At 62.3% G+C, this 19,089-nt stretch carries 15 protein-coding genes; 11 read left to right on the top strand and 4 right to left on the bottom strand.

Going from position 1 to position 19,089, the window contains the following annotated elements; all coding sequences use genetic code 11:
- Positions 1 to 5 precede the first annotated feature (5 nt).
- The 5 genes from mfd (at position 6) to NKH42_RS21995 (ending at position 6,732) form a co-directional block, all read left to right on the top strand.
- Positions 6 to 3,506, top strand: coding sequence for a transcription-repair coupling factor (mfd, locus tag NKH42_RS22015; protein ID WP_352974421.1), 3,501 nt, complete (start codon positions 6 to 8; stop codon positions 3,504 to 3,506).
- A 180-nt stretch (positions 3,507 to 3,686) separates the two neighbouring features.
- Positions 3,687 to 5,060 carry a class II 3-deoxy-7-phosphoheptulonate synthase gene (locus NKH42_RS22010; RefSeq protein ID WP_352508814.1) on the top strand — a complete coding sequence of 458 codons (1,374 nt, stop codon included), beginning with the start codon at positions 3,687 to 3,689 and terminating at the stop codon, positions 5,058 to 5,060.
- 125 nt (positions 5,061 to 5,185) lie between these two features.
- Positions 5,186 to 5,605 carry a GFA family protein gene (locus tag NKH42_RS22005; protein ID WP_352508813.1) on the top strand — a complete coding sequence of 140 codons (420 nt, stop codon included), beginning with the start codon at positions 5,186 to 5,188 and terminating at the stop codon, positions 5,603 to 5,605.
- Positions 5,606 to 5,682: 77 nt separating this feature from the next.
- Complete coding sequence (locus NKH42_RS22000) at positions 5,683 to 6,042, top strand: diacylglycerol kinase (protein WP_352508812.1); 360 nt, start codon at positions 5,683 to 5,685, stop codon at positions 6,040 to 6,042.
- Positions 6,043 to 6,144: 102 nt separating this feature from the next.
- Complete coding sequence (locus tag NKH42_RS21995; RefSeq protein WP_352508811.1) at positions 6,145 to 6,732, top strand: hemerythrin domain-containing protein; 588 nt, start codon at positions 6,145 to 6,147, stop codon at positions 6,730 to 6,732.
- Positions 6,733 to 6,735: 3 nt separating this feature from the next.
- On the opposite strand, the gene NKH42_RS21990 is transcribed toward NKH42_RS21995, so the two are convergent.
- Positions 6,736 to 7,323 (bottom strand): DedA family protein, encoded by a 588-nt coding sequence (locus NKH42_RS21990; protein ID WP_352691104.1) that lies wholly within the window; start codon positions 7,321 to 7,323, stop codon positions 6,736 to 6,738.
- A complete protein-coding gene (locus tag NKH42_RS21985) occupies positions 7,320 to 7,883 on the bottom strand; it encodes a DUF1003 domain-containing protein (RefSeq protein ID WP_352753150.1) in 564 nt (187 codons plus the stop codon). Before NKH42_RS21985 ends, NKH42_RS21990 begins: the two co-directional genes overlap by 4 nt.
- An 83-nt stretch (positions 7,884 to 7,966) precedes the next feature.
- Here NKH42_RS21985 and NKH42_RS21980 point away from each other — a divergent pair, with 83 nt between their 5' ends.
- The 5 genes from NKH42_RS21980 (at position 7,967) to gltX (ending at position 14,559) form a co-directional block, all read left to right on the top strand.
- Complete coding sequence (locus NKH42_RS21980; RefSeq protein WP_352507839.1) at positions 7,967 to 8,680, top strand: DNA-3-methyladenine glycosylase I; 714 nt, start codon at positions 7,967 to 7,969, stop codon at positions 8,678 to 8,680.
- A gap of 65 nt (positions 8,681 to 8,745) precedes the next feature.
- Positions 8,746 to 10,431 (top strand): NAD+ synthase, encoded by a 1,686-nt coding sequence (locus NKH42_RS21975; protein ID WP_352753152.1) that lies wholly within the window; start codon positions 8,746 to 8,748, stop codon positions 10,429 to 10,431.
- Between the two features lie 27 nt (positions 10,432 to 10,458).
- Positions 10,459 to 10,872, top strand: coding sequence for a GNAT family N-acetyltransferase (locus NKH42_RS21970; protein ID WP_352974419.1), 414 nt, complete (start codon positions 10,459 to 10,461; stop codon positions 10,870 to 10,872).
- A gap of 374 nt (positions 10,873 to 11,246) precedes the next feature.
- Positions 11,247 to 13,052: an ABC transporter ATP-binding protein gene (locus NKH42_RS21965; protein ID WP_352691109.1), complete on the top strand. Its 1,806-nt coding sequence runs from the start codon at positions 11,247 to 11,249 to the stop codon at positions 13,050 to 13,052.
- Positions 13,053 to 13,185: 133 nt separating this feature from the next.
- Positions 13,186 to 14,559 (top strand): glutamate--tRNA ligase, encoded by a 1,374-nt coding sequence (gene gltX / locus NKH42_RS21960; RefSeq protein ID WP_352688246.1) that lies wholly within the window; start codon positions 13,186 to 13,188, stop codon positions 14,557 to 14,559.
- Here gltX and NKH42_RS21955 read toward each other — a convergent pair.
- Entirely contained in the window at positions 14,477 to 15,679 is a 1,203-nt protein-coding gene (locus tag NKH42_RS21955; protein ID WP_352688248.1) for a DUF2865 domain-containing protein, read from the bottom strand. The genes gltX and NKH42_RS21955 overlap by 83 nt on opposite strands.
- 257 nt (positions 15,680 to 15,936) lie before the next feature.
- Here NKH42_RS21955 and NKH42_RS21950 point away from each other — a divergent pair, with 257 nt between their 5' ends.
- Positions 15,937 to 16,557: a DUF1287 domain-containing protein gene (locus NKH42_RS21950; protein WP_352688250.1), complete on the top strand. Its 621-nt coding sequence runs from the start codon at positions 15,937 to 15,939 to the stop codon at positions 16,555 to 16,557.
- 12 nt (positions 16,558 to 16,569) lie between these two features.
- Here the strand turns inward: NKH42_RS21950 and NKH42_RS21945 are convergent, their stop codons facing one another.
- Positions 16,570 to 18,894 (bottom strand): NADP-dependent malic enzyme, encoded by a 2,325-nt coding sequence (locus NKH42_RS21945; protein ID WP_352688252.1) that lies wholly within the window; start codon positions 18,892 to 18,894, stop codon positions 16,570 to 16,572.
- Positions 18,895 to 19,089: the final 195 nt, after the last annotated feature.

Below are 19,089 nucleotides of genomic sequence, written 5' to 3'. Positions count from 1 at the left end.
TAGCCATGAGCCTTATCCCTACGATCGGTCTGCCGAAAGGCCGCGCCGGCCAGTTCATTGTCGATGGCGTCGCCGACGGCTACGAAGCCTTTGCCCTGGTGCAGGCTGCGCACGAGATCGCCCCCGACAAGCCGGTGCTGTTCGTGGCCCGCGACGGCCAGCGCCTGCCGGCGATCGTCGAGGCGCTTGCCTTTGCCGCGCCGGGCCTCCCGGTGCTGGAACTGCCGGCCTGGGATTGCCTGCCTTATGACCGTGTCTCGCCCGGCGCCGATGCCGCCGCAAGGCGGCTCGATGCACTGGCTGCAATGATTGCGCTGGCGAAGAAGCCCCACCGCGCCGTCGTCCTCACCACCGCGAATGCGCTGTTGCAACGCATTCCGCCGGCTGAACTCGTCGAGGCGCAGATCTTCCACGCCAAACCGGGCAACCAGATAGACATGAACGTGCTGGTGTCGCGGCTGGAGAATTCCGGCTTCGAGCGAGTGCCGACGGTGCGCGGTATCGGCGAATTCGCGGTGCGCGGCGGCATTCTCGATCTCCTCGCGCCCGGCTGGACTGAGGCGCTGCGCCTCGATTTCTTCGGCGATACGCTGGAATCGATCCGCGTCTTCGATACCGCAACACAGCGCACCACCGGCCAGCGCAAGTCGATGGCGCTACAGGCGATGAGCGAGGTGGCGCTGACGCCAGAGACGATCAGCCGCTTCCGCCGCGCCTACATCGAAGCCTTTGGCGCGCCCTCGCGCGAAGATGGACTCTATGCGGCGGTCAGCGAGGGCAGGCGGTTTGCCGGCATGGAGCACTGGCTGCCGTTCTTCTATGAGCGGTTGGAAACCGTGTTCGATTATTTGCCGGATGCGCCGGTGGTGTTTGATCATCTGGCGCATGAGGCACTGGCCGAGCGCCATGCGCTGATCCTCGATCATTATGAGGCGCGCAAAAAACAGGCCGACGGCGCCTTGAAGGATGCCGTGCCCTACAAGCCGGTGTCGCCGGATTTGCTTTATCTGTCGCCCGAAAACCTGATTGCCTCGCTTGGCCCACGCGAAGCGATAGACTTCACGTCCTTCGATGCGCCCGATGCCGGTGCGAAAAAGGTTTTCCATGCTGGCTCGCGCCATGGTCGCAGCTTCGTCGAGGAGCGCGCCGACCCTAACGCCAACGTCTTCGACGTCGTCGTAAAACACATTTCCGACGAGCGCGCTGTAGGCCGCCGTGTCCTCGTCGCCGGCTGGACTGAAGGTTCGCTCGACCGGCTCGGCCAAATCCTGGCCGAGCATCATCTTGGCAATCTGAAACCGGTGGCGACGCTTGCCGAAGCCGAAAAGCTTGAGCCTGGGCAAGCGGGACTGGCCGTGCTGCCGCTCGAATCCGGCTTCGAGACGGAGAAACTGGTCGTCATCGCCGAGCAGGACATTCTCGGCGACCGACTGATCCGGCGTTCGAAGCGCAAGAAGCGCGCGTCCGACTTCATCGCCGAGGCTTCGGCATTGTCCTCAGGCGATATCGTCGTCCATGCCGACCATGGCATTGGCCGCTTCATCGGGCTGCGCACCATCGAGGCGCTCGGTGCGCCGCACGATTGCCTCGAAATCCACTATGCCGGCGACGATCGGCTGTTCTTGCCGGTGGAAAACATCGAGTTGCTGTCGCGCTATGGCTCGGATTCGGCCGAGGCGACACTCGACAAGCTTGGCGGCGGCGCCTGGCAGTCGCGCAAGGCACGGCTGAAGAAACGCCTGCTCGACATGGCCGGGCAGTTGATCCGCATCGCCGCCGAGCGACAAATGCGGGCCGCACCGGCGCTGCTGCCGGCGGAAGGCCTCTATGGCGAGTTTGCAGCGCGTTTCCCCTATGAGGAAACCGACGACCAGCAAACGGCGATCGATTCGGTCAGGGATGATCTGGGCGCTGGAAAGCCGATGGACCGGCTGATCTGCGGCGATGTCGGCTTCGGCAAGACCGAAGTCGCGCTTCGTGCTGCCTTCATCGCGGCGATGGAAGGCTTTCAGGTCGCGGTGGTGGTGCCGACGACATTGTTGTCGCGCCAGCATTTCAAGACCTTCTCGCAGCGCTTCTCCGGCCTGCCGATCCGCGTCGCCCAGGCCTCGCGGCTGGTCGGCGCCAAGGAACTGGCCGAGACCAAGAAGGGCGTCGCCGAAGGCCAAGTCGACATTGTCATCGGCACGCACGCACTGCTCGGCTCCTCGATCTCGTTCAAGAATCTCGGCCTGCTGATCATCGACGAGGAGCAGCATTTCGGCGTCAAGCACAAGGAGCGGCTGAAGGATCTCAAGACCGACGTCCACGTTCTGACGCTATCGGCGACGCCGATCCCGCGAACGCTGCAGCTTGCCTTGACCGGGGTGCGTGAGTTGTCGCTGATCGCCACGCCGCCGGTCGATCGCATGGCCGTGCGCACCTTCATCTCCCCTTTCGATCCGCTGGTCATCCGCGAGACGCTGCTGCGCGAGCGCTACCGTGGCGGCCATTCTTTCTATGTCGTACCGCGCATCAGCGATCTCGCGGAAATCCATGATTTCCTGCGCGAATCCGTGCCTGAGCTGAAAGTGGCCGTGGCCCATGGTCAGATGCCGCCCGGCGAACTCGACGACATCATGAACGCCTTCTATGACGGCCAGTACGATGTGCTTTTGTCGACCACAATCGTCGAATCCGGCCTCGATATTCCGACTGCCAATACGCTGATCGTACACCGCGCCGATATGTTCGGCCTGTCTCAGCTCTATCAGCTGCGCGGGCGCGTCGGCCGCTCTAAGGTGCGCGCCTACGCGCTGTTCACGCTGCCCGCCAACCGCAAGCTCACCGATACAGCCGAGCGCCGGCTGAAAGTGCTGCAGTCGCTCGATACGCTAGGCGCCGGTTTCCAGCTGGCCAGCCACGACCTCGACATTCGCGGCGCCGGCAATCTGCTTGGCGAAGAGCAGTCGGGCCACATCAAGGAGGTCGGCTTCGAGCTCTACCAGCAGATGCTGGAGGAGGCAGTGGCCGAAGTGAAGGATTCCGGCGAGGTGCAGGACGGCGGCTGGTCGCCGCAGATCGCCGTCGGCACAGCGGTGATGATCCCGGAAAGCTATGTCCCGGATCTGCAGCTCAGGTTGGCGCTCTATCGCCGCCTTGGCGATCTCGAAAACACTGAAAAGATCGACGCTTTTGGCGCCGAGCTTATCGACCGTTTCGGGCCGCTGCCGGAAGAGGTGAAGCATTTATTGAAGATCGTCTTCATCAAGGCACTTTGCCGCAAGGCCAATGTCGAAAAACTCGATGCCGGACCGAAAGGCGTCGTCATCCATTTCCGCAAGCGCGAATTCCCCAATCCGGTCGGGCTGGTCAAGCTCATCGGCGAACAGGGTTCGCTGGCCAAGATCCGGCCGGACCAGAGCGTCGTCTTCAGCCGCGACTGGCCGACGCCCGAAAAGCGGCTGGCAGGCTCAGCGGTTGTCATGACGCAGCTGGCACGGCTGGTGGAGAAGGCGGCGGCGTAGCAGGGTATCGCTGGTGCTCTGGACCATGACGGCGCTGGTACTTTCGCCCTGCCGTGCCATTCGCCAGCGCTGAGATTCCGGTCTAGAATAGGAAATCGGCTTCGTGTATGCAGCCGCGACCCCATATGGGGCGGATTGGCGGGCGATGGCGTCCGCGTGAAAAGAGCGTTAGGTGCTTCGATGACGAAATGGTCGCCGAATTCGTGGAGAGCTAAGCCGATCCAGCAGGTTCCTGCCTATCCGGACCTTGCCGCGCTGAGGAACACGGAAGCCCAGCTCGCCACCTTTCCGCCGCTGGTTTTTGCAGGTGAGGCACGCAAGCTGAAGAAGCAGCTTGCAGCCGTCGCTGCCGGTGACGCATTCCTTCTGCAAGGTGGCGATTGCGCCGAGAGCTTCGCCGAACATGGCGCGGACAATATCCGCGACTTCTTCCGCGTCTTCCTGCAGATGTCGGTGGTGCTGACCTTCGCTGGCGCTCAACCGGTGGTGAAGGTCGGCCGTGTCGCCGGCCAGTTCGCCAAGCCGCGCTCGTCCGACAATGAGACCAAGGGCGGTGTGACGCTGCCCAGCTATCGCGGCGACATCATCAACGGCATCGAGTTCGATGCCAAGTCGCGCATTCCCGATCCTGCAAGACAGGAGATGGCGTACCGCCAGTCGGCGGCGACGCTCAACCTTTTGCGCGCCTTCGCCCAGGGCGGCTACGCCAGCCTGGAGAACGTGCATCAATGGATGCTCGGGTTCGTCTCCGACAGCCCGCAGGGCGAGAAATACGAGTCGCTCGCCAACCGCATCACCGAGACGATGGACTTCATGAAGGCCGTCGGCATCACCTCGGAGACCAATTATGCGCTGCGCGAGACCGATTTCTATACCAGCCATGAGGCGCTGCTGCTCGGTTATGAAGAGGCGCTGACCCGCGTCGATTCGACCTCGGGCGACTGGTACGCCACCTCTGGCCACATGATCTGGATCGGCGATCGCACGCGCCAACCCGACCATGCGCATGTCGAATATTGCCGCGGCATCAAGAACCCGCTGGGGCTGAAATGCGGGCCGTCGCTGACGCCGGACGGCCTGTTGCAACTCATCGATCTGCTCAATCCGGAGAACGAGCCCGGCCGGCTGACGCTGATCGCTCGTTTCGGCTCCGATAAGGTTGCCGACCATCTGCCGAGGCTGGTGCGAGCGGTACAGAAGGAAGGCCGCAGTGTGGTGTGGTCTTCCGATCCGATGCATGGCAATACGATCGAGGCCGCCGGCTACAAGACACGGCCGTTTGACCGCATCCTGAAGGAGGTGCAGACGTTCTTCGAGGTGCACCGCGCCGAAGGCACGCATCCCGGCGGCATACACATCGAGATGACAGGCAAGAACGTCACCGAATGCACCGGTGGTGCCCGCGCCATCACCGCCGAAGAATTGCAGGATCGCTACCACACCCATTGCGATCCGCGGCTCAACGCCGACCAGGCGATCGAATTGGCGTTCCTGGTGTCCGATCTGCTCAAGAAGAGCCATCCGGTCCAGCACAAGCAGGCCGTCAACGGCTGATTAGAACGTATTCGATCATCGAGGTGGTCAGCGAAACGCGTCCGGCGGGTGTCGCATTTGCTCGTGCCTAACGCACGCAAAACTGGAATCCTGCGAAGCGACGGCAATTGCATCGGGAGGCCGATATGGCTGACAGTCACACCGGATCATGCTTGTGCGGGGCAGTGCGGTTCCAGACACGAGGACCGCTGCGCGGTGTTATCTACTGCCATTGCTCGCAGTGCCGGAAGCAGAGCGGGCATTTTTATGCGGCGACCAATGTTGCCGACCGCGACATCACGATCACGGGCGCGGACAGCATCACCTGGTACGAGGCATCTTCGTTTGCCAGACGGGGTTTCTGCAAGACATGCGGCTCGCTGCTGTTCTGGAAGCCGACGGATGATGGCTATGTTTCAGTCCTGGCCGGGCTGTTCGACGCGCCAACCGGACTTCAAGGGGAATGTCACATCTTCGTCGGCGACAAGGGCGACTATTACGCGGTCGACGACGGGCTGCCGCAGTTCGAGAAGTCAACGCCGTCGATCAAGGTGGCAGGCGACTGATTTTTGAAGAGGTCGCCTTATTCCCTTGGTCCAGCCATTGCGCTAATCCCCTGCCGGTGATTCCGAAGGGTTTTGGCATGCAGCGGCTGATCGACGCTTTTTACAACTCGGTGCGGGCGTTTCGCAAACTGGCCGCCAGCGAGGAGGCCTTCCAGCTGGAGCTGACGCTGCTTGTGCTTGCCTTGCCGCTCGGCTGGTTCCTTTCGGAATCGTGGCGCGGCTATGCGCTGCTGATCGGCGCGGTGCTGCTCATGATCATGATCGAGGTGCTGAACACCGGCATCGAGGCGGCCTGCGACGCGTTCAGCCGTGAATTCAACGTCGATATCCAACTGGCCAAGGATTGCGGTTCGCTGGCGGTGCTTATTTCGGTGGTAATCGCTGCAGGCGTCTGGGGCGTCGCCATCGTCGAGCGGATCCTCGGGGTGCCGATCTGACGTTTCAGACACTACATGCCGTCACTGCATTTCTCGTTTTGACCATGATCTTTTCCGAAAAACCGGTACCACTTTTCGGGATCATGGTCTGAGGGAACCGACATGACCAATACCGCCGGATTTCTGCTGCTTGAACGTGAGGGCCTGCCGGACGATCTGCGCTGGCTGGCCGAAAAATATCCGCGCAAGATCTGGCAGGCGCATGCCAACATTCACGGCGTGGCCAATATGTGGCTGCAGCGGCACGATATGTTCCGCGAGCTTGGCGACATGCTCACCAGTGGTATCGGCGATTATCGAGAAGGTAGGCTGAACGCGCCGGAATTCGCGCGCTGGTTCGCGCCGCGCCTCAACCATTTCCTCGGCAATCTCGACGGCCATCACAATGTCGAGGACCATCATTATTTCCCGGTCTTCGCCAGGGCCGAGACCCGTCTGAAGCGCGGCTTCGAGATTCTCGATGCCGATCACCACACAATCCATGAGGGACTGGAGCGCAATGCCGAGGCGGCAAATGCCTTCATCCGCACGCTTCAGGAGAGCGAGGTCAAGCAGCGCTTCGCCGCCGATGCCTATGCCGACGAGAACAGCCGGCTGATCGCCATGCTGACCAGGCATCTTGCCGACGAGGAAGACCTGATCATCCCGCTGATCCTGGAAAAGGGTGACCGTGCGCTCGGCATAGATTGACGATCAGCTTCCCTTGCGAAGCTCCTTCTTGGCGAAGAAGTGCGACGCCACCCAGCCGAGGATAGCCACAACCAGGCCGATTGCCAGAGCGATCAGCAGCCGCTCGTGACGGGCCAGTGCCTGGCCGACGATGCGCTCGGCACCCAGCCCGAACACATAACCGACCGTGCAGAACAGCGCCGCCCAGACCACCGATGAGATGGCGTTGAGGATGGCGAAACGCGACGCGGCAATGCCGGACAGCCCCGCCGCGATACCACCGACCAGGCGCAGGCCATAGATGTAGCGGTTCGACAGCACGAAGATGTTGGGATGAGAGGTGACGAGACGATAGGCGTGGCTGAAGCCCGGCCGGGCACGGAGCCTGATCACGAATTTATGGTCAGCGAAGCTCCGCCCCAAGATGAAGAAGAACGTGTCGCCACCGAAAGCGCCGAGCGCTGCCGCGAGGAAAGCCTGCCACAGGACGAAAACATGCTGATACGCGAAGAAACCGCCAAGGATGGCGGCGCTTTCGCCCTCGGCCACGCAGCCCAGGAAAACCGCGACCAACCCATATTGCTCAATGAGACGATGGATGGCTTCCGTCATGAAGACGTTCGCTGCTTCGACAGAATGCCGTCGATGCGCTTCACCTGCTCGGCCAGCCGGGCGATCTCGTCTCGCATGCCGATGATCTGGCTGTGGCGCAGTTCGTCGAGCTTTTCGTGTAACGCCATGATCTCGATCTCGGCCTTGAGGTTAACCTCATAGTCGTGGGCGGCGTCGATTCGATCGCGCTCGGTCTGGCGGTTCTGCGCCATCATGATCACTGGCGCCTGCAGGGCGGCAACCATGGAAAGCACGAGATTGAGGAAGATGAATGGATAGGGATCGAAGGCGGCGCTCGACAAGAGCCAGACATTGCCTGCCGTCCACAGGATCAGGAAGCCAATGAATGCCAGGATGAAGGACCACGAGCCGCCGATCCGGGCGATGGTGTCGGCCAGGGGATCTCCAAACGTCTGGTGAAAGGCGACGGCCTTGTTGGTGTCCTTGGAGATCGTGGTGCGCTCGAGCGTAGATTGCAGTACCCGGCTTTCGAGCGCGCTGAGGCCGTCCGGCTTTCGCTTCAGCCAGCGGCTTGCCAGGTCCTCGATCGTTTTGTTCATCGTCGCCTCCGTCGTCAGCGATGAGGTAGAAGCTGCCGGTTCATACGGGAAGTGGTAGATTGACGCGATGGGATCAGGAAACAATGGTGGATTTTCAGAAAATTCGCGCCCGTGCAGCAAAACGCAAAGGCGGTGAGGCAGCCCTTACCTCGCTGCTGGGTCCAATGCCTGACAATGCCGCGGTGGCAAAGATTGCGGATGACCGGATCCTGTCGACCATGGCTGAGCGGGTCTTTGCCGCCGGCTTCGTCTGGCGCGTCATCGAGCAGAAATGGCCGGGTTTCGAGGAAGCATTTCTTGGCTTCGAACCGAAGCGGCTGCTATTCCAGCCTGACGATTTCTGGCACGATCTCACGGCCGACAAGCGCATCGTGCGCAATCCGCAGAAGATCAAATCCGTACGCGACAACGCGGCCTTCGTCGAGCGTGTGTCGAAGGAGCACGGCGGCTTCGGCAAGTTCCTGGCCGATTGGCCGGCGGATGACCAGGTCGGGTTGATGACCTATCTGGGCAAGCACGGCAGCCGGCTCGGCGGCAATACCGGCCAGTATTTTCTGCGCTGGCTTGAGTGGGACGCTTTTGTTGTCTCGGCCGATATGGCGGCCGCACTGCGCGATGCCGGACTCGACATCGCGGAGAGCCCGACGTCGAAGAGGGATTTGGGCAGGATCCAAGCGCAGATCAACGCCTGGGCGGCGGAAACCGGGCTGCCGCGCCGACACATTTCCCGTATTCTGGCAATGTCGATCGGCGAGAACCATCCGCCGGAAGCCTTGCGCGAATATATGGGCGAATAGGATCGATTGTTTGGTCCAAACGAACGCCATTGCCCGACGAATTTTGCCGCGCTAAACCCACGGGCATGACGACAGACAGGACCGCTCCAGACATATTGCGCATCGCCGTCGCCCAGCTCAATCCGACGGTCGGCGACGTCGCCGGCAATCTCGCCAAGGCGCGCGAGGCGAGGGCGGATGCCGCCCGCCAAGGCGCCGACCTCGTGCTGTTCACCGAGCTTTTCCTTGCCGGCTATCCGCCTGAGGATCTGGTGCTGAAGCCGGCATTCCTGACGGCGTGCGAGCGGGCGGCGGAGGATTTCGCCGGCGATACCGCCGACGGCGGCCCGGGCTTCATCATCGGCACGCCGTTGAAGCGCAAGACCGGCACGCACAATTCGATCATCTTTGCTGATGGCGGCAAAATCCTCGCCGAACGCTACAAGCTCGATCTGCCGAATTATGGTGAGTTCGACGAGAAGCGCGTCTTCCAGGCCGGCCCCGAGATCCAGGGGCCGGTCAATTTCCGCGGCGTGCGCGTGGGAGTGCCTATCTGCGAAGACATCTGGGGCGAAGTTGCCGTCTGCGAGACGCTGGCCGAAAGCGGCGCCGAAATCCTGCTGGTGCCGAACGGCTCGCCCTACTATCGCGGCAAGGTCGATGTCCGCCACCAGATCGTCATCCGCCAGGTCATCGAATGCGGACTGCCGATCATCTATGCCAACCAGCTTGGCGGCCAGGACGAACTGGTCTTCGACGGCGCATCGTTTGCCATCGGTTCTGACAAGACGCTGGCCTTCCAGATGAGCCAGTTCGAGGAGACGGTCAACGTCACCACCTGGAAGCGAAAGAATGACATCTGGGTCTGCTCTGACGGACCGATGTCGAAAATCCCTGAAAAGGAGGAGGCCGACTATCGCGCCTGCATGTTGGGCTTGCGCGACTACGTCAACAAGAACGGCTTCAAGAATGTCGTGCTTGGCCTTTCCGGCGGCATCGATTCGGCGATCTGCGCGGCACTTGCCGTCGATGCGCTGGGCGAGGAGCGGCTGCGCGCCGTGATGATGCCTTACCGCTACACTTCGAAGGACTCGCTCAAGGACGCCGAGGACTGCGCCCGCGCGCTCGGCTGCCGCTACGATATCGTGCCGATCTTCGAGCCGGTCGAGGGCTTCCTGCACACACTGACGCAGCTTTTCGAGGGCACCAAGGAAGGCATCACCGAGGAAAACCTGCAGAGCCGTGCCCGCGGCACCATCCTGATGGCGATTTCCAACAAGTTCGGCTCGATGGTGGTCACTACCGGCAACAAGAGCGAGATGTCGGTAGGCTATGCCACGCTTTATGGCGACATGAATGGCGGCTTCAATCCGATCAAGGATCTCTACAAGATACAGGTCTATGCGCTGGCGCGCTGGCGCAACGCGCATGTGCCGCCGGGTGCGCTCGGTCCGTCCGGCGAGGTGATCCCGAATAATATCATCGACAAGGCGCCCTCGGCGGAACTGCGAGAGAACCAGACCGACCAGGATTCGCTGCCGCCCTATCCGGTGCTCGATGACATATTGGAGTGCCTGGTCGAGAACGAGATGGGCGTCGACGAGATCGTTGCGCGCGGCCATGACCGGGCGACCGTGACGCGCGTCGAGCACCTGCTTTACGTCGCCGAATACAAGCGCCGGCAGGCGGCGCCCGGCGTGAAGATCACCAGGAAAAATTTTGGCCGCGACCGCCGCTATCCCATTACCAACCGGTTCAGGGATGGCGGGTAGGCGATTGGCTTGCATAACGGTTTAGCCATGGCCAACTTTGAGATCAGCTTTGACCTGTCGCAGATCGACTTCCGGGCGACGTCCGACATTTTGAAGCAGAGCTATTGGGGCAGCGGCCGCAGCGATGAACTGCACCGCCGCGCCTTTGCCAATTCACTGTGCGTCGGCGCCTATGTCGGCGGCAATCAGGTCGGCTTTGGTCGGGCGATCACCGACGGTACGGTATTTGCCTATCTCGCCGACATCATTGTCTGGCCCGGGTATCGCGGGCAAGGCATCGGAACCCGGCTTGTCCAGGCGCTTATCGATCATCCGGATTGCAAGACTGTCACGCATTGGAGCCTGTCGACCAACGACGCCCATGCGGTTTACGAGAAGCTCGGCTTCAGACCTTCCACCGACGGCCGCTATATGCGCCTCGACCGTATCACGGCAACCTGAAACAGGGGCAGCGCACAACCCGCGATTGTTGCAAAATCGTCTCACTGCTTGGACCAGATGCGCTTTGGACTATCTACTGACTTGGCGCGGCGTTGAGGCGTCTCTATAAACGCCTTTCCGCGATCCCCTTGGGGAGGACCGAAATGCCAGGATTTGACATCGTTATGCGAGGCCGCGAAGCCTAGGTCTCAATCGGCAAGCCAGAAGGTTCTTACCTTTGCGGCGAAGCCGAGCTGAGAACAGGCGTTCGTCGATGCCGGTCGCCGCCCGTATTCGGGCGAGCCGCCAATTCCTTGGGTGTTAATTCGCCCGACGCGGTTTTTTCAATTTTCGACCTTTTCCGGGATCGGGCTCGTTTGCGCCCGAATGACATCATGGCTCGTTTTCGAATAGATTTGCGCGCGGGCGCCTTTCGCAGCGTTCTTGGCTTCACGCTCAGCCATTGGCGGCGTCAGCCGTGGCGGCTTGCCGGCATTATGGGCACGTTCCTGCTGTCGACCTTGGCCGACGTGCTGACGCCGCTCTATTCCGGCCGGCTGGTGGATGCCGTCGCTAGCAGTGCTGCGGCCGACGATGTTGCGTGGAACGCGGCGATGGCGGCCTTTTCGATGCTGGTTGCCCTGGCGCTCACCGGTGTCGTGCTACGCAATCTCGCCTTCATGGCCATTGTCGAGCTGACGTTGAAGATGATGGCGGATATCGCCGCTGACGCCTTCCACCGCGTACAGCGCTTCTCCACCGACTGGCACGCCAACAGCTTCGCCGGATCGACGGTGCGCAAGATAACGCGCGGCATGTGGGCGCTCGACCTGCTCAACGACACGATCCTGATCGCGCTGCTGCCGTCGGTCGTCATGCTCGTCGGCTCGACGCTGCTGCTTGGCTGGTTCTGGCCGCTGATGGGTGCTGTCGTCGCCATCGGTTCGGTTCTGTTCATCGCGGTGACGACGATGCTGTCGCTTGGCTATGTCGCGCCCGCGGCAAGGCTTGCAAATGCGTGGGATACACGGCTTGGCGGCTCGCTGGCCGATGCGGTGAGCTGCAACGCCGTGGTCAAGGGTTTTGGCGCCGAGGAACGCGAGGAGACGCGGCTTGCCGAGGTCGTCGCCAAATGGCGCGGTCGCACGCGCCGCACCTGGATGCGCGGCACCGTCAACGGCACCACGCAAGGGACGATGCTGCTGCTTTTGAGGGCAGCGGTCATCGGCTTCTCCCTGCTTTTGTGGTCGTGGGGGCAGGCGAGCGCCGGCGATGTCGCCTTCGTGCTGACCTCATTCTTCGTGCTGCAAGGCTATCTGCGCGACATCGGCACGCATATCCGCAATCTGCAGCGCTCGATCAACGACATGGAGGAACTGGTCGACTTCCAGTCCGAACCACTCGGCATCGAGGATCGGCCCGGAGCCAAACCGATCCGGATCACCGATGGCCGTATCACCTTCGACAAGGTAACGTTCCATTATGGCAGCCACCGCCTGCCGCTCTATCGCGACTTTTCAGTGGATATCGCGCCGGGCGAACGGGTTGGGTTGGTTGGCCATTCGGGCTCCGGCAAGACGACATTCGTCAAGCTGATCCAGCGCCTCTACGACGTGACTGCGGGCAATATCCTGATCGACGGCCAGGATATTGCCAAGGTGGCGCAGGCGTCGCTGCGCGCACAGATCGCAATCGTCCAGCAGGAGCCGATCCTGTTTCACCGGTCGCTGGCCGAAAACATCGCCTATGCCCGGCCGGCCGCCACGCAGGCCGAGATCGAGCACGCGGCGCGGTTGGCCAGCGCGCATGACTTCATCGCCAATTTGCCGAAAGGCTATGGCACGCTGGTCGGCGAGCGCGGCGTAAAGCTGTCGGGCGGCGAGCGTCAGCGTGTTGCAATCGCACGCGCCTTCCTTGCCGATGCGCGCATTCTCATCCTGGATGAGGCAACGTCGAGCCTCGATTCGGAATCGGAGGTGCTGATCCAGCAGGCGATGGAGCGCTTGATGGTCGGCCGCACGACGCTGGTGATTGCCCACCGGCTGTCGACGGTGCGGGCGCTGGACAGGCTTTTGGTGTTCGATCGCGGCCGCATCGTCGAAGAGGGCTCGCATGACCAGCTGATCCGGCTGCAAGGCGGCATCTACCGCCGGCTGTTCGAACGCCAGGCGCTTGAACTGACCAAAGGCCTGGTGATCTGACGGTTGCGGCGCCGCACGTCTTGATAGACGTGCGGCGCTGCAGTCTTTTCTTAGCCTTTGTCATGTTCTATGTCTGCCGCCGAGCGCGGGGGCGCGTCTTGTCAACAGCAAAACCATCCGGTACGCCCCCCTCATGACAGTTACCGTCCGTTTCGCCCCGTCACCGACCGGCCGCATCCATATCGGCAATGCGCGCACCGCTTTGTTCAATTGGCTGTTCGCCATCAAGAACAAAGGCCGCTTCATCCAGCGCTTCGACGACACCGACGTTGCCCGTTCGACGCAGGAGTTTTCCGACGCTATCCTGTATGACCTGCATTGGCTGGGCATCTTCCCCGACGCCACGGAGTACCAGTCGCGGCGCGTGGAAATCTACGATTCCGCACTGGAGAGGCTGAAGGAGGCGCGCCTCGTCTATGCTTGCTATGAGACGCCCGAAGAGCTCGACCTGAGGCGCAAGGTGCGCCGCACGCGTGGCCTGCCGCCAGTCTATGGCCGCGAGGCGTTGACGCTGACAGCTGAGCAGGTGGCGGAATATGAGGCCGATGGGCGGCGGCCGCACTGGCGCTTTCTGCTGCCCAACTTCACCGGTGATCCGCTGCAGCCGGAGCGCACCGAAATCCACTGGAACGACCTGGTGCGCGGCGAAGAAACCGTCGACCTCGCCTCGCTTTCAGACCCGGTTCTGCGGCGTGAGGACGGCACCTACCTCTATACATTACCTTCGGTCGTCGACGACATCGACATGGGCGTCAGCCATGTCATTCGCGGCGACGACCACGTCACCAATACCGGCGTCCAGATAGCCCTGTTCCAAGCACTTGGCGCGGAGCCGCCGGCGTTCGGCCACCACAATCTCCTGACAACGGCATCAGGCGAGGGACTTTCGAAGCGCACCGGCGCGCTGTCCATCCAGAGCCTGCGTGAGAGCGGCATCGAGCCGATGGCGGTGGCTTCGCTGGCGGTGCTCGTCGGTACCTCGGAAAACGTCGTAGCGGTGCCAGCGATGGCCGAGCTAGCCGAGCGCTTCGATCCGGCTGCAACATCGAAATCCGCCGCCAAATTCGACCCGGACGAGCTCTTCGTGCTTAACCGCACGCTGCTGCACCACATGCCGTTTTCAGAGGCGCGCGACCGGCTGATCGTGCTCGGCATCTCCGGCGAACAGGCCGAGCCTTTCTGGCTGGCGGTGCGCGGCAATCTCGACAGGCTGGCCGATGCGGCGATCTGGTGGCGTACGCTTCGAGACGGTCCAGAGGAGCCGGCGGAGTTTTCCGACGAGGACCGCGACTTTCTTCGCCAGGCATTCGAGCTGCTGCCGGAAGAGCCTTGGAACGGCACTGTCTGGAAGGACTGGACGGGCAAGATCCGAGCGGCGAGCGGCCGCAAGGGCAAGGCCCTGTTCATGCCGCTCAGGCTGGCGCTTACGGGACAGTCTTCCGGTCCGGAGCTTGCAGATCTGTTGCCGCTGCTGGGTCGGGAAGGAACGTTGGCCCGACGACCCTGACCTTGCGCTGCTCCGGCGGCGGCAGCGACGTCGGCGAGGGCACAGGTTTGGCGGCAAGCCGTCTGATCGCCTCACGGTTGAGGCCGCCTTGCGAATTGGCCAAGGTCTCCGGGTCGGCGCCCGGATCAGGCTTGGCAACCGGCAGCGGAATGAACGGGGTGGTCTCCACGCTCGCCTTGGATTGTGCCGGGGTTGGCGGGTTGCCGGCGATGATCTGGAAATTCTGCACGGCATTGCAGCCACAGGTCGGCGGCCGGGGCGTGTCGGATTGCTTGTAAAGGTAGGCCGTCGACAGTTCGATATAAGGCCTGCCGGTCACTGAAGACGTCATCGACGCCGAATCGTCGTTCATGCCGCGCGTGTAGAAAACCTGCATCTCGGTGCCGGGGCAGCTCGATTCGCAGTTCTTCTGGTCGCGCTCGAAATCGCCCAGCGAGGCAGCATTCGACATCGGGAAGAAATAGCCGTCGCAGGTCCGCACGCACATGGTGCGGAATTCGCGTCGCGGCTGGCCCAACTCGTCGGCGTTGTTGAGGATGCTGCGGATGTTGCGCGGCTGACTTAGCTCTTCAGCCTGGTCGAGCTCTTCGGGCTGGTCGGGCGCACCAGGTTCACTGCCCAGAAGCTGGTCGAGCAGGCTTCGGTTGCCGTTTTCACGGCTGGCTTCGCGGTCAGGTGTGGGCGTCGACGCCGCATCATCGCGGCAGCCATTGGCGTCAAGCGAGGCCAATATGCGCGCGCGATCGCGTCGCGAACCACCGTCGGCAAGCTCACTGCGCTTGGCCTGCAAGGCGTCGAGATTGGCAGCCATGCGATCGATGGTGGCGTCGAGTGCCGCGCATGCGTTGGCGTTGCGGCGAGACAGCGAGAAGCCGCAGCCGGCGCTGCTGGACTGGCTGACGGCTTTTGAAATCTGCTGGCGCTGCCGGACGATCGCGTCGTCGTATTTCCTGAGCAGGCCCGGCTTGCCGCCGCCACCACGAGAAGCGGCGCCAAGATCGGCTTCAAGCTGGCGGCAGAGGCGCGAAGCGGCCTGCGACTGAGTGACGGCAATGCCGCACAGTAGCAGGACGCCGAGCAGCGCGGCTGCCCGCGTCAGCTTGCAATGTGCGCCCGTCATCCCTCCGGACCTCCACCTGCCTGTCATTCAGAACTACCGCGCTCGCGGTTAACCGTTCGTTTAGCATACCGCCGATTCCGGCTTCGGCTCAAATCGGCGATGGCTTGCGCCTGTGCGCGATCACGACGAGGGCTGTCATGCCGACCACCCCCACGGCCTTTTCGGACAGAGCCAGTACCGCGACATCCTGGCGTTGCACGAAAAAGGCGTATTCGCCGAGAAGAATGCCTGGATTCAGTAATGCCCGGAGGCTTGGGATGACCTCGATTACCCGTCGAGCCGCGGTGCAATTTGGTCTTTTATGCCTGGCGATGCCGGTCGCCATGTCGCAGGAAAAGCTTGTCACGCCGGATTGGGGCACCAGATTGGTCGAAGCCGCTCGTGAGCAGATCGGCGTCACCACGCTCTACGATCCGACCTATACACGCCTGGCCTATCCTGGCGGGGACGTTGAGCCAGAGCGGGGTGTGTGCACGGATGTCGTGATCCGTGCCTATCGCCGCGCCTTCGATCTCGACCTGCAAGAATTGGTGCATGAGGATATGCGGGCCAATTTTGCCGCCTATCCGAAGGCTTGGGGCTTGAAGGCGCCTGACCGCAACATCGACCACCGCCGTGTGCCCAATCTTGCGGTCTATTTCGAGCGGCGCGGTGCTGCCTTGCCCGTCACCCAAGACCCCGCCGATTATCGGCCTGGGGATCTCGTCGCTCAGATGCTGCCCGGCAATCTGTCGCATATTGCCATCGTGTCGTCCAATCACCCCACTGTGGTGCCGACAAGAAGGCTGGTTATTCACAACATCGGCGACGGCGCTAGAGAAGAGGACACTTTGTTTGCCTTCAGGCAGACAGGGCATTTCCGGTTCAAGCCAGTCTGAGAAGGCCCATCGCTAGCCCAGATCGATGATGGCTTGCGCCTTATGCGCGGCTTCGACCACTGCCAGTGCCGTCATGTTGACGACGCCGCGCGAGGTGACCGACGGTGTCAATATGTGCGCCGGGCTGTCGGTGCCGAGCAGGATCGGGCCGACATGCAGCGCGTCCATCATCGTGCGCAGCGCGGTCAGCGTGATGTTCGCCGAATCGAGATTGGGAAACACCAGCAGATTGGCTTCGCCCTTCAGCCGCGAATGCGGATAGACGCGTTGGCGCAGCTGCTCCGATAGTGCCGAGTCGGCATGCATCTCGCCGTCGCATTGCAGGTCGGGCGCGATGCGCGCCAGGATCGCCGCCGCCTGCCGCATCTTCATGGCGCTTGGCGAATCGCGGGAGCCGAAATCAGAATGCGACAGCAGCGCTGCCTTGGGCTCAATGCCGAAACGCTGAATTTCCTCGGCCGCCAAAACGGTCATTTCCGCAATTTCTTCGGCGGTCGGATCGACGGAGACATGGGTGTCGGTGAGGAAAATGATGCCGCGCTGCGAGATCAGCATGGACAGCGTCGACAGGTCGCGATCCCTAATGCCGGGGCGCGGCCCGATGATCAGCGTTACGTTGCGCAAATGGCGCTCGAAACGGCCTTCGAGCCCGCAGACCATGGCGTCGGCGTCGCCGCGCTTCAGGGCAAGGGCCGCGATCACCGTATTGTCGGTGCGCACCATGGTGCGCGCGGCTTCCGTCGTCACCCCACGCCGGCCGGCAAGCTCGATCAAAAGGTCGACATAGTGGCGGTAACGCGGATCGTCTTCCGGGTTGATCAAGCCGAAATCGACGCCCGGCTTGATGCGCAGCCCGTAGCGCTTCAGCCGCACCTCGATGACATGCGGGCGGCCGATCAGGATCGGTTCGGCAATGCCTTCCTCGAGCACGACCTGGGCGGCGCGAAGCACGCGCTCGTCCTCGCCGTCGGCATAGATGACGCGTTTGGCGCTCGACGTCTTGGCCATCGAGAACACCGGCTTCATGACCAGGCCGGAGCGGAAGACGAAGCGGTTCAGCTTGTCGATATAAGCGGCGAAATCGGTGATCGGCCGGGTCGCGACGCCGGTCTCGCAAGCTGCCTTGGCGACAGCAGGGGCAATGCGCAGGATCAGCCGCGGATCGAAAGGCGAGGGGATCAGGAACTCCGGACCAAAGATCGGCGTCTCGCCGGAATAGGCACGCGCGGCAACGTCGGACGGCTCTTCGCGGGCGAGCGCTGCAATCGCTCGCACAGCAGCCATCTTCATCTCTTCGTTGATGGCGCTTGCGCCGCAATCCAACGCGCCACGGAAGATGTAAGGAAAACAGAGTACGTTATTGACTTGATTGGGGAAATCGGAGCGGCCGGTGCAGATCATCGCGTCGGGCCGCGCCGCCCGTGCTGCTTCCGGCATGATTTCGGGATTGGGATTGGCCAGCGCCAGGATCAGCGGCTTTGGCGCCATGTGGTGGAGCAATTCCGGCTTCAGCACGCCGGCAGCAGACAGGCCGAGAAACACGTCGGCGCCGGGCAGAACGTCGGCCAGCGTACGCGCCTCGGTGTCCTTCACATAAGGGTCTTTCCAGCGGTCCATCTCCTCGACGCGGCCCTTATGGGCGACGCCGAACCGGTCCGTGACCCAGATGTTTTCGACCCGCGCGCCGAGCGAGACCAGCAGGTTGAGGCAGGCAAGCGCCGCAGCACCAGCGCCCGACGTGACGATCTTGATGTCCGAGATGGACTTGCCGGCGAATTCCAGCCCGTTGAGCACGGCGGCGGCGACGATGATGGCGGTGCCGTGCTGGTCGTCATGGAAGACTGGTATGCCCATGCGGGCTTTCAACTGCTCCTCGACTTCGAAGCATTCGGGCGCCTTGATGTCTTCCAGGTTGATGCCGCCGAAGGTTGGTTCCAGCGCCGAGATCGTTTCGACCATGCGCTCGATGCCCGGTGCGTCGATCTCGATGTCGAAGACATCGATGCCGGCGAACTTCTTGAACAGCACCGCCTTGCCTTCCATCACCGGCTTGGAGGCGAGCGGACCGATATTCCCGAGGCCCAGCACCGCCGAACCGTTGGTGACAACTCCGACCAGATTGGCGCGGGCTGTATAGTCGGCGGCGGTTGCCGGGTCGTCGCGGATTTCAAGGCAGGGGGCGGCGACGCCCGGCGAATAGGCAAGCGCCAGGTCGCGCTGATTGCCCAGCGGCTTCGTCGCCTGGATTTCAAGCTTTCCGGGACGGGGGTGCTTATGGAAATAGAGCGCCGCTTCGTCGAGGTCGGATCGGGCCGCCTTCTTGCTTTCGCCTGTCATGACGGCCGCCTCCTCAGTTCAGTCCGTTTGGTGTTTTGAGTCTCTTAGCATGCAGCCGAGGCTTTTCGAGAGGTGATATGTCGCAAGCGCGAGCTTGCGGCTTGCACCCCCGCCCTCCTGTGCGGTCTGCCATTGAGATGTTGGGGCGATAGGCGGGGTGCTGCGGCGAGGTACGCCGCCCAGTTCGAATGTCTG

Origin of the sequence: Mesorhizobium sp. M1142 (genome assembly GCF_040318565.1) — a bacterium.
In the GTDB taxonomy this organism is placed as follows: domain Bacteria; phylum Pseudomonadota; class Alphaproteobacteria; order Rhizobiales; family Rhizobiaceae; genus Mesorhizobium.
The sequence above is the reverse complement of the archived record's forward strand: the minus strand, read 5'-3'. Positions and strand labels throughout refer to the sequence as shown.

What these genes read in the sequence shown, in the direction of transcription:
- NKH42_RS21965 (WP_352691109.1), top strand. Translation starts at nt 11,247, where the DNA reads ATGGCTCGTTTTCGAATAGATTTGCGCGCGGGCGCCTTTCGCAGCGTT.
- NKH42_RS22005 (WP_352508813.1), top strand. Translation starts at nt 5,186, where the DNA reads ATGGCTGACAGTCACACCGGATCATGCTTGTGCGGGGCAGTGCGGTTC.
- NKH42_RS21975 (WP_352753152.1), top strand. Translation starts at nt 8,746, where the DNA reads ATGACGACAGACAGGACCGCTCCAGACATATTGCGCATCGCCGTCGCC.
- NKH42_RS21950 (WP_352688250.1), top strand. Translation starts at nt 15,937, where the DNA reads ATGACCTCGATTACCCGTCGAGCCGCGGTGCAATTTGGTCTTTTATGC.
- NKH42_RS22000 (WP_352508812.1), top strand. Translation starts at nt 5,683, where the DNA reads ATGCAGCGGCTGATCGACGCTTTTTACAACTCGGTGCGGGCGTTTCGC.
- NKH42_RS21955 (WP_352688248.1), bottom strand. Translation starts at nt 15,679, where the DNA reads ATGACGGGCGCACATTGCAAGCTGACGCGGGCAGCCGCGCTGCTCGGC.
- NKH42_RS21945 (WP_352688252.1), bottom strand. Translation starts at nt 18,894, where the DNA reads ATGACAGGCGAAAGCAAGAAGGCGGCCCGATCCGACCTCGACGAAGCG.
- NKH42_RS21995 (WP_352508811.1), top strand. Translation starts at nt 6,145, where the DNA reads ATGACCAATACCGCCGGATTTCTGCTGCTTGAACGTGAGGGCCTGCCG.
- gltX (WP_352688246.1), top strand. Translation starts at nt 13,186, where the DNA reads ATGACAGTTACCGTCCGTTTCGCCCCGTCACCGACCGGCCGCATCCAT.
- NKH42_RS21980 (WP_352507839.1), top strand. Translation starts at nt 7,967, where the DNA reads ATGGTGGATTTTCAGAAAATTCGCGCCCGTGCAGCAAAACGCAAAGGC.
- NKH42_RS21985 (WP_352753150.1), bottom strand. Translation starts at nt 7,883, where the DNA reads ATGAACAAAACGATCGAGGACCTGGCAAGCCGCTGGCTGAAGCGAAAG.
- NKH42_RS21990 (WP_352691104.1), bottom strand. Translation starts at nt 7,323, where the DNA reads ATGACGGAAGCCATCCATCGTCTCATTGAGCAATATGGGTTGGTCGCG.
- NKH42_RS22010 (WP_352508814.1), top strand. Translation starts at nt 3,687, where the DNA reads ATGACGAAATGGTCGCCGAATTCGTGGAGAGCTAAGCCGATCCAGCAG.
- NKH42_RS21970 (WP_352974419.1), top strand. Translation starts at nt 10,459, where the DNA reads ATGGCCAACTTTGAGATCAGCTTTGACCTGTCGCAGATCGACTTCCGG.
- mfd (WP_352974421.1), top strand. Translation starts at nt 6, where the DNA reads ATGAGCCTTATCCCTACGATCGGTCTGCCGAAAGGCCGCGCCGGCCAG.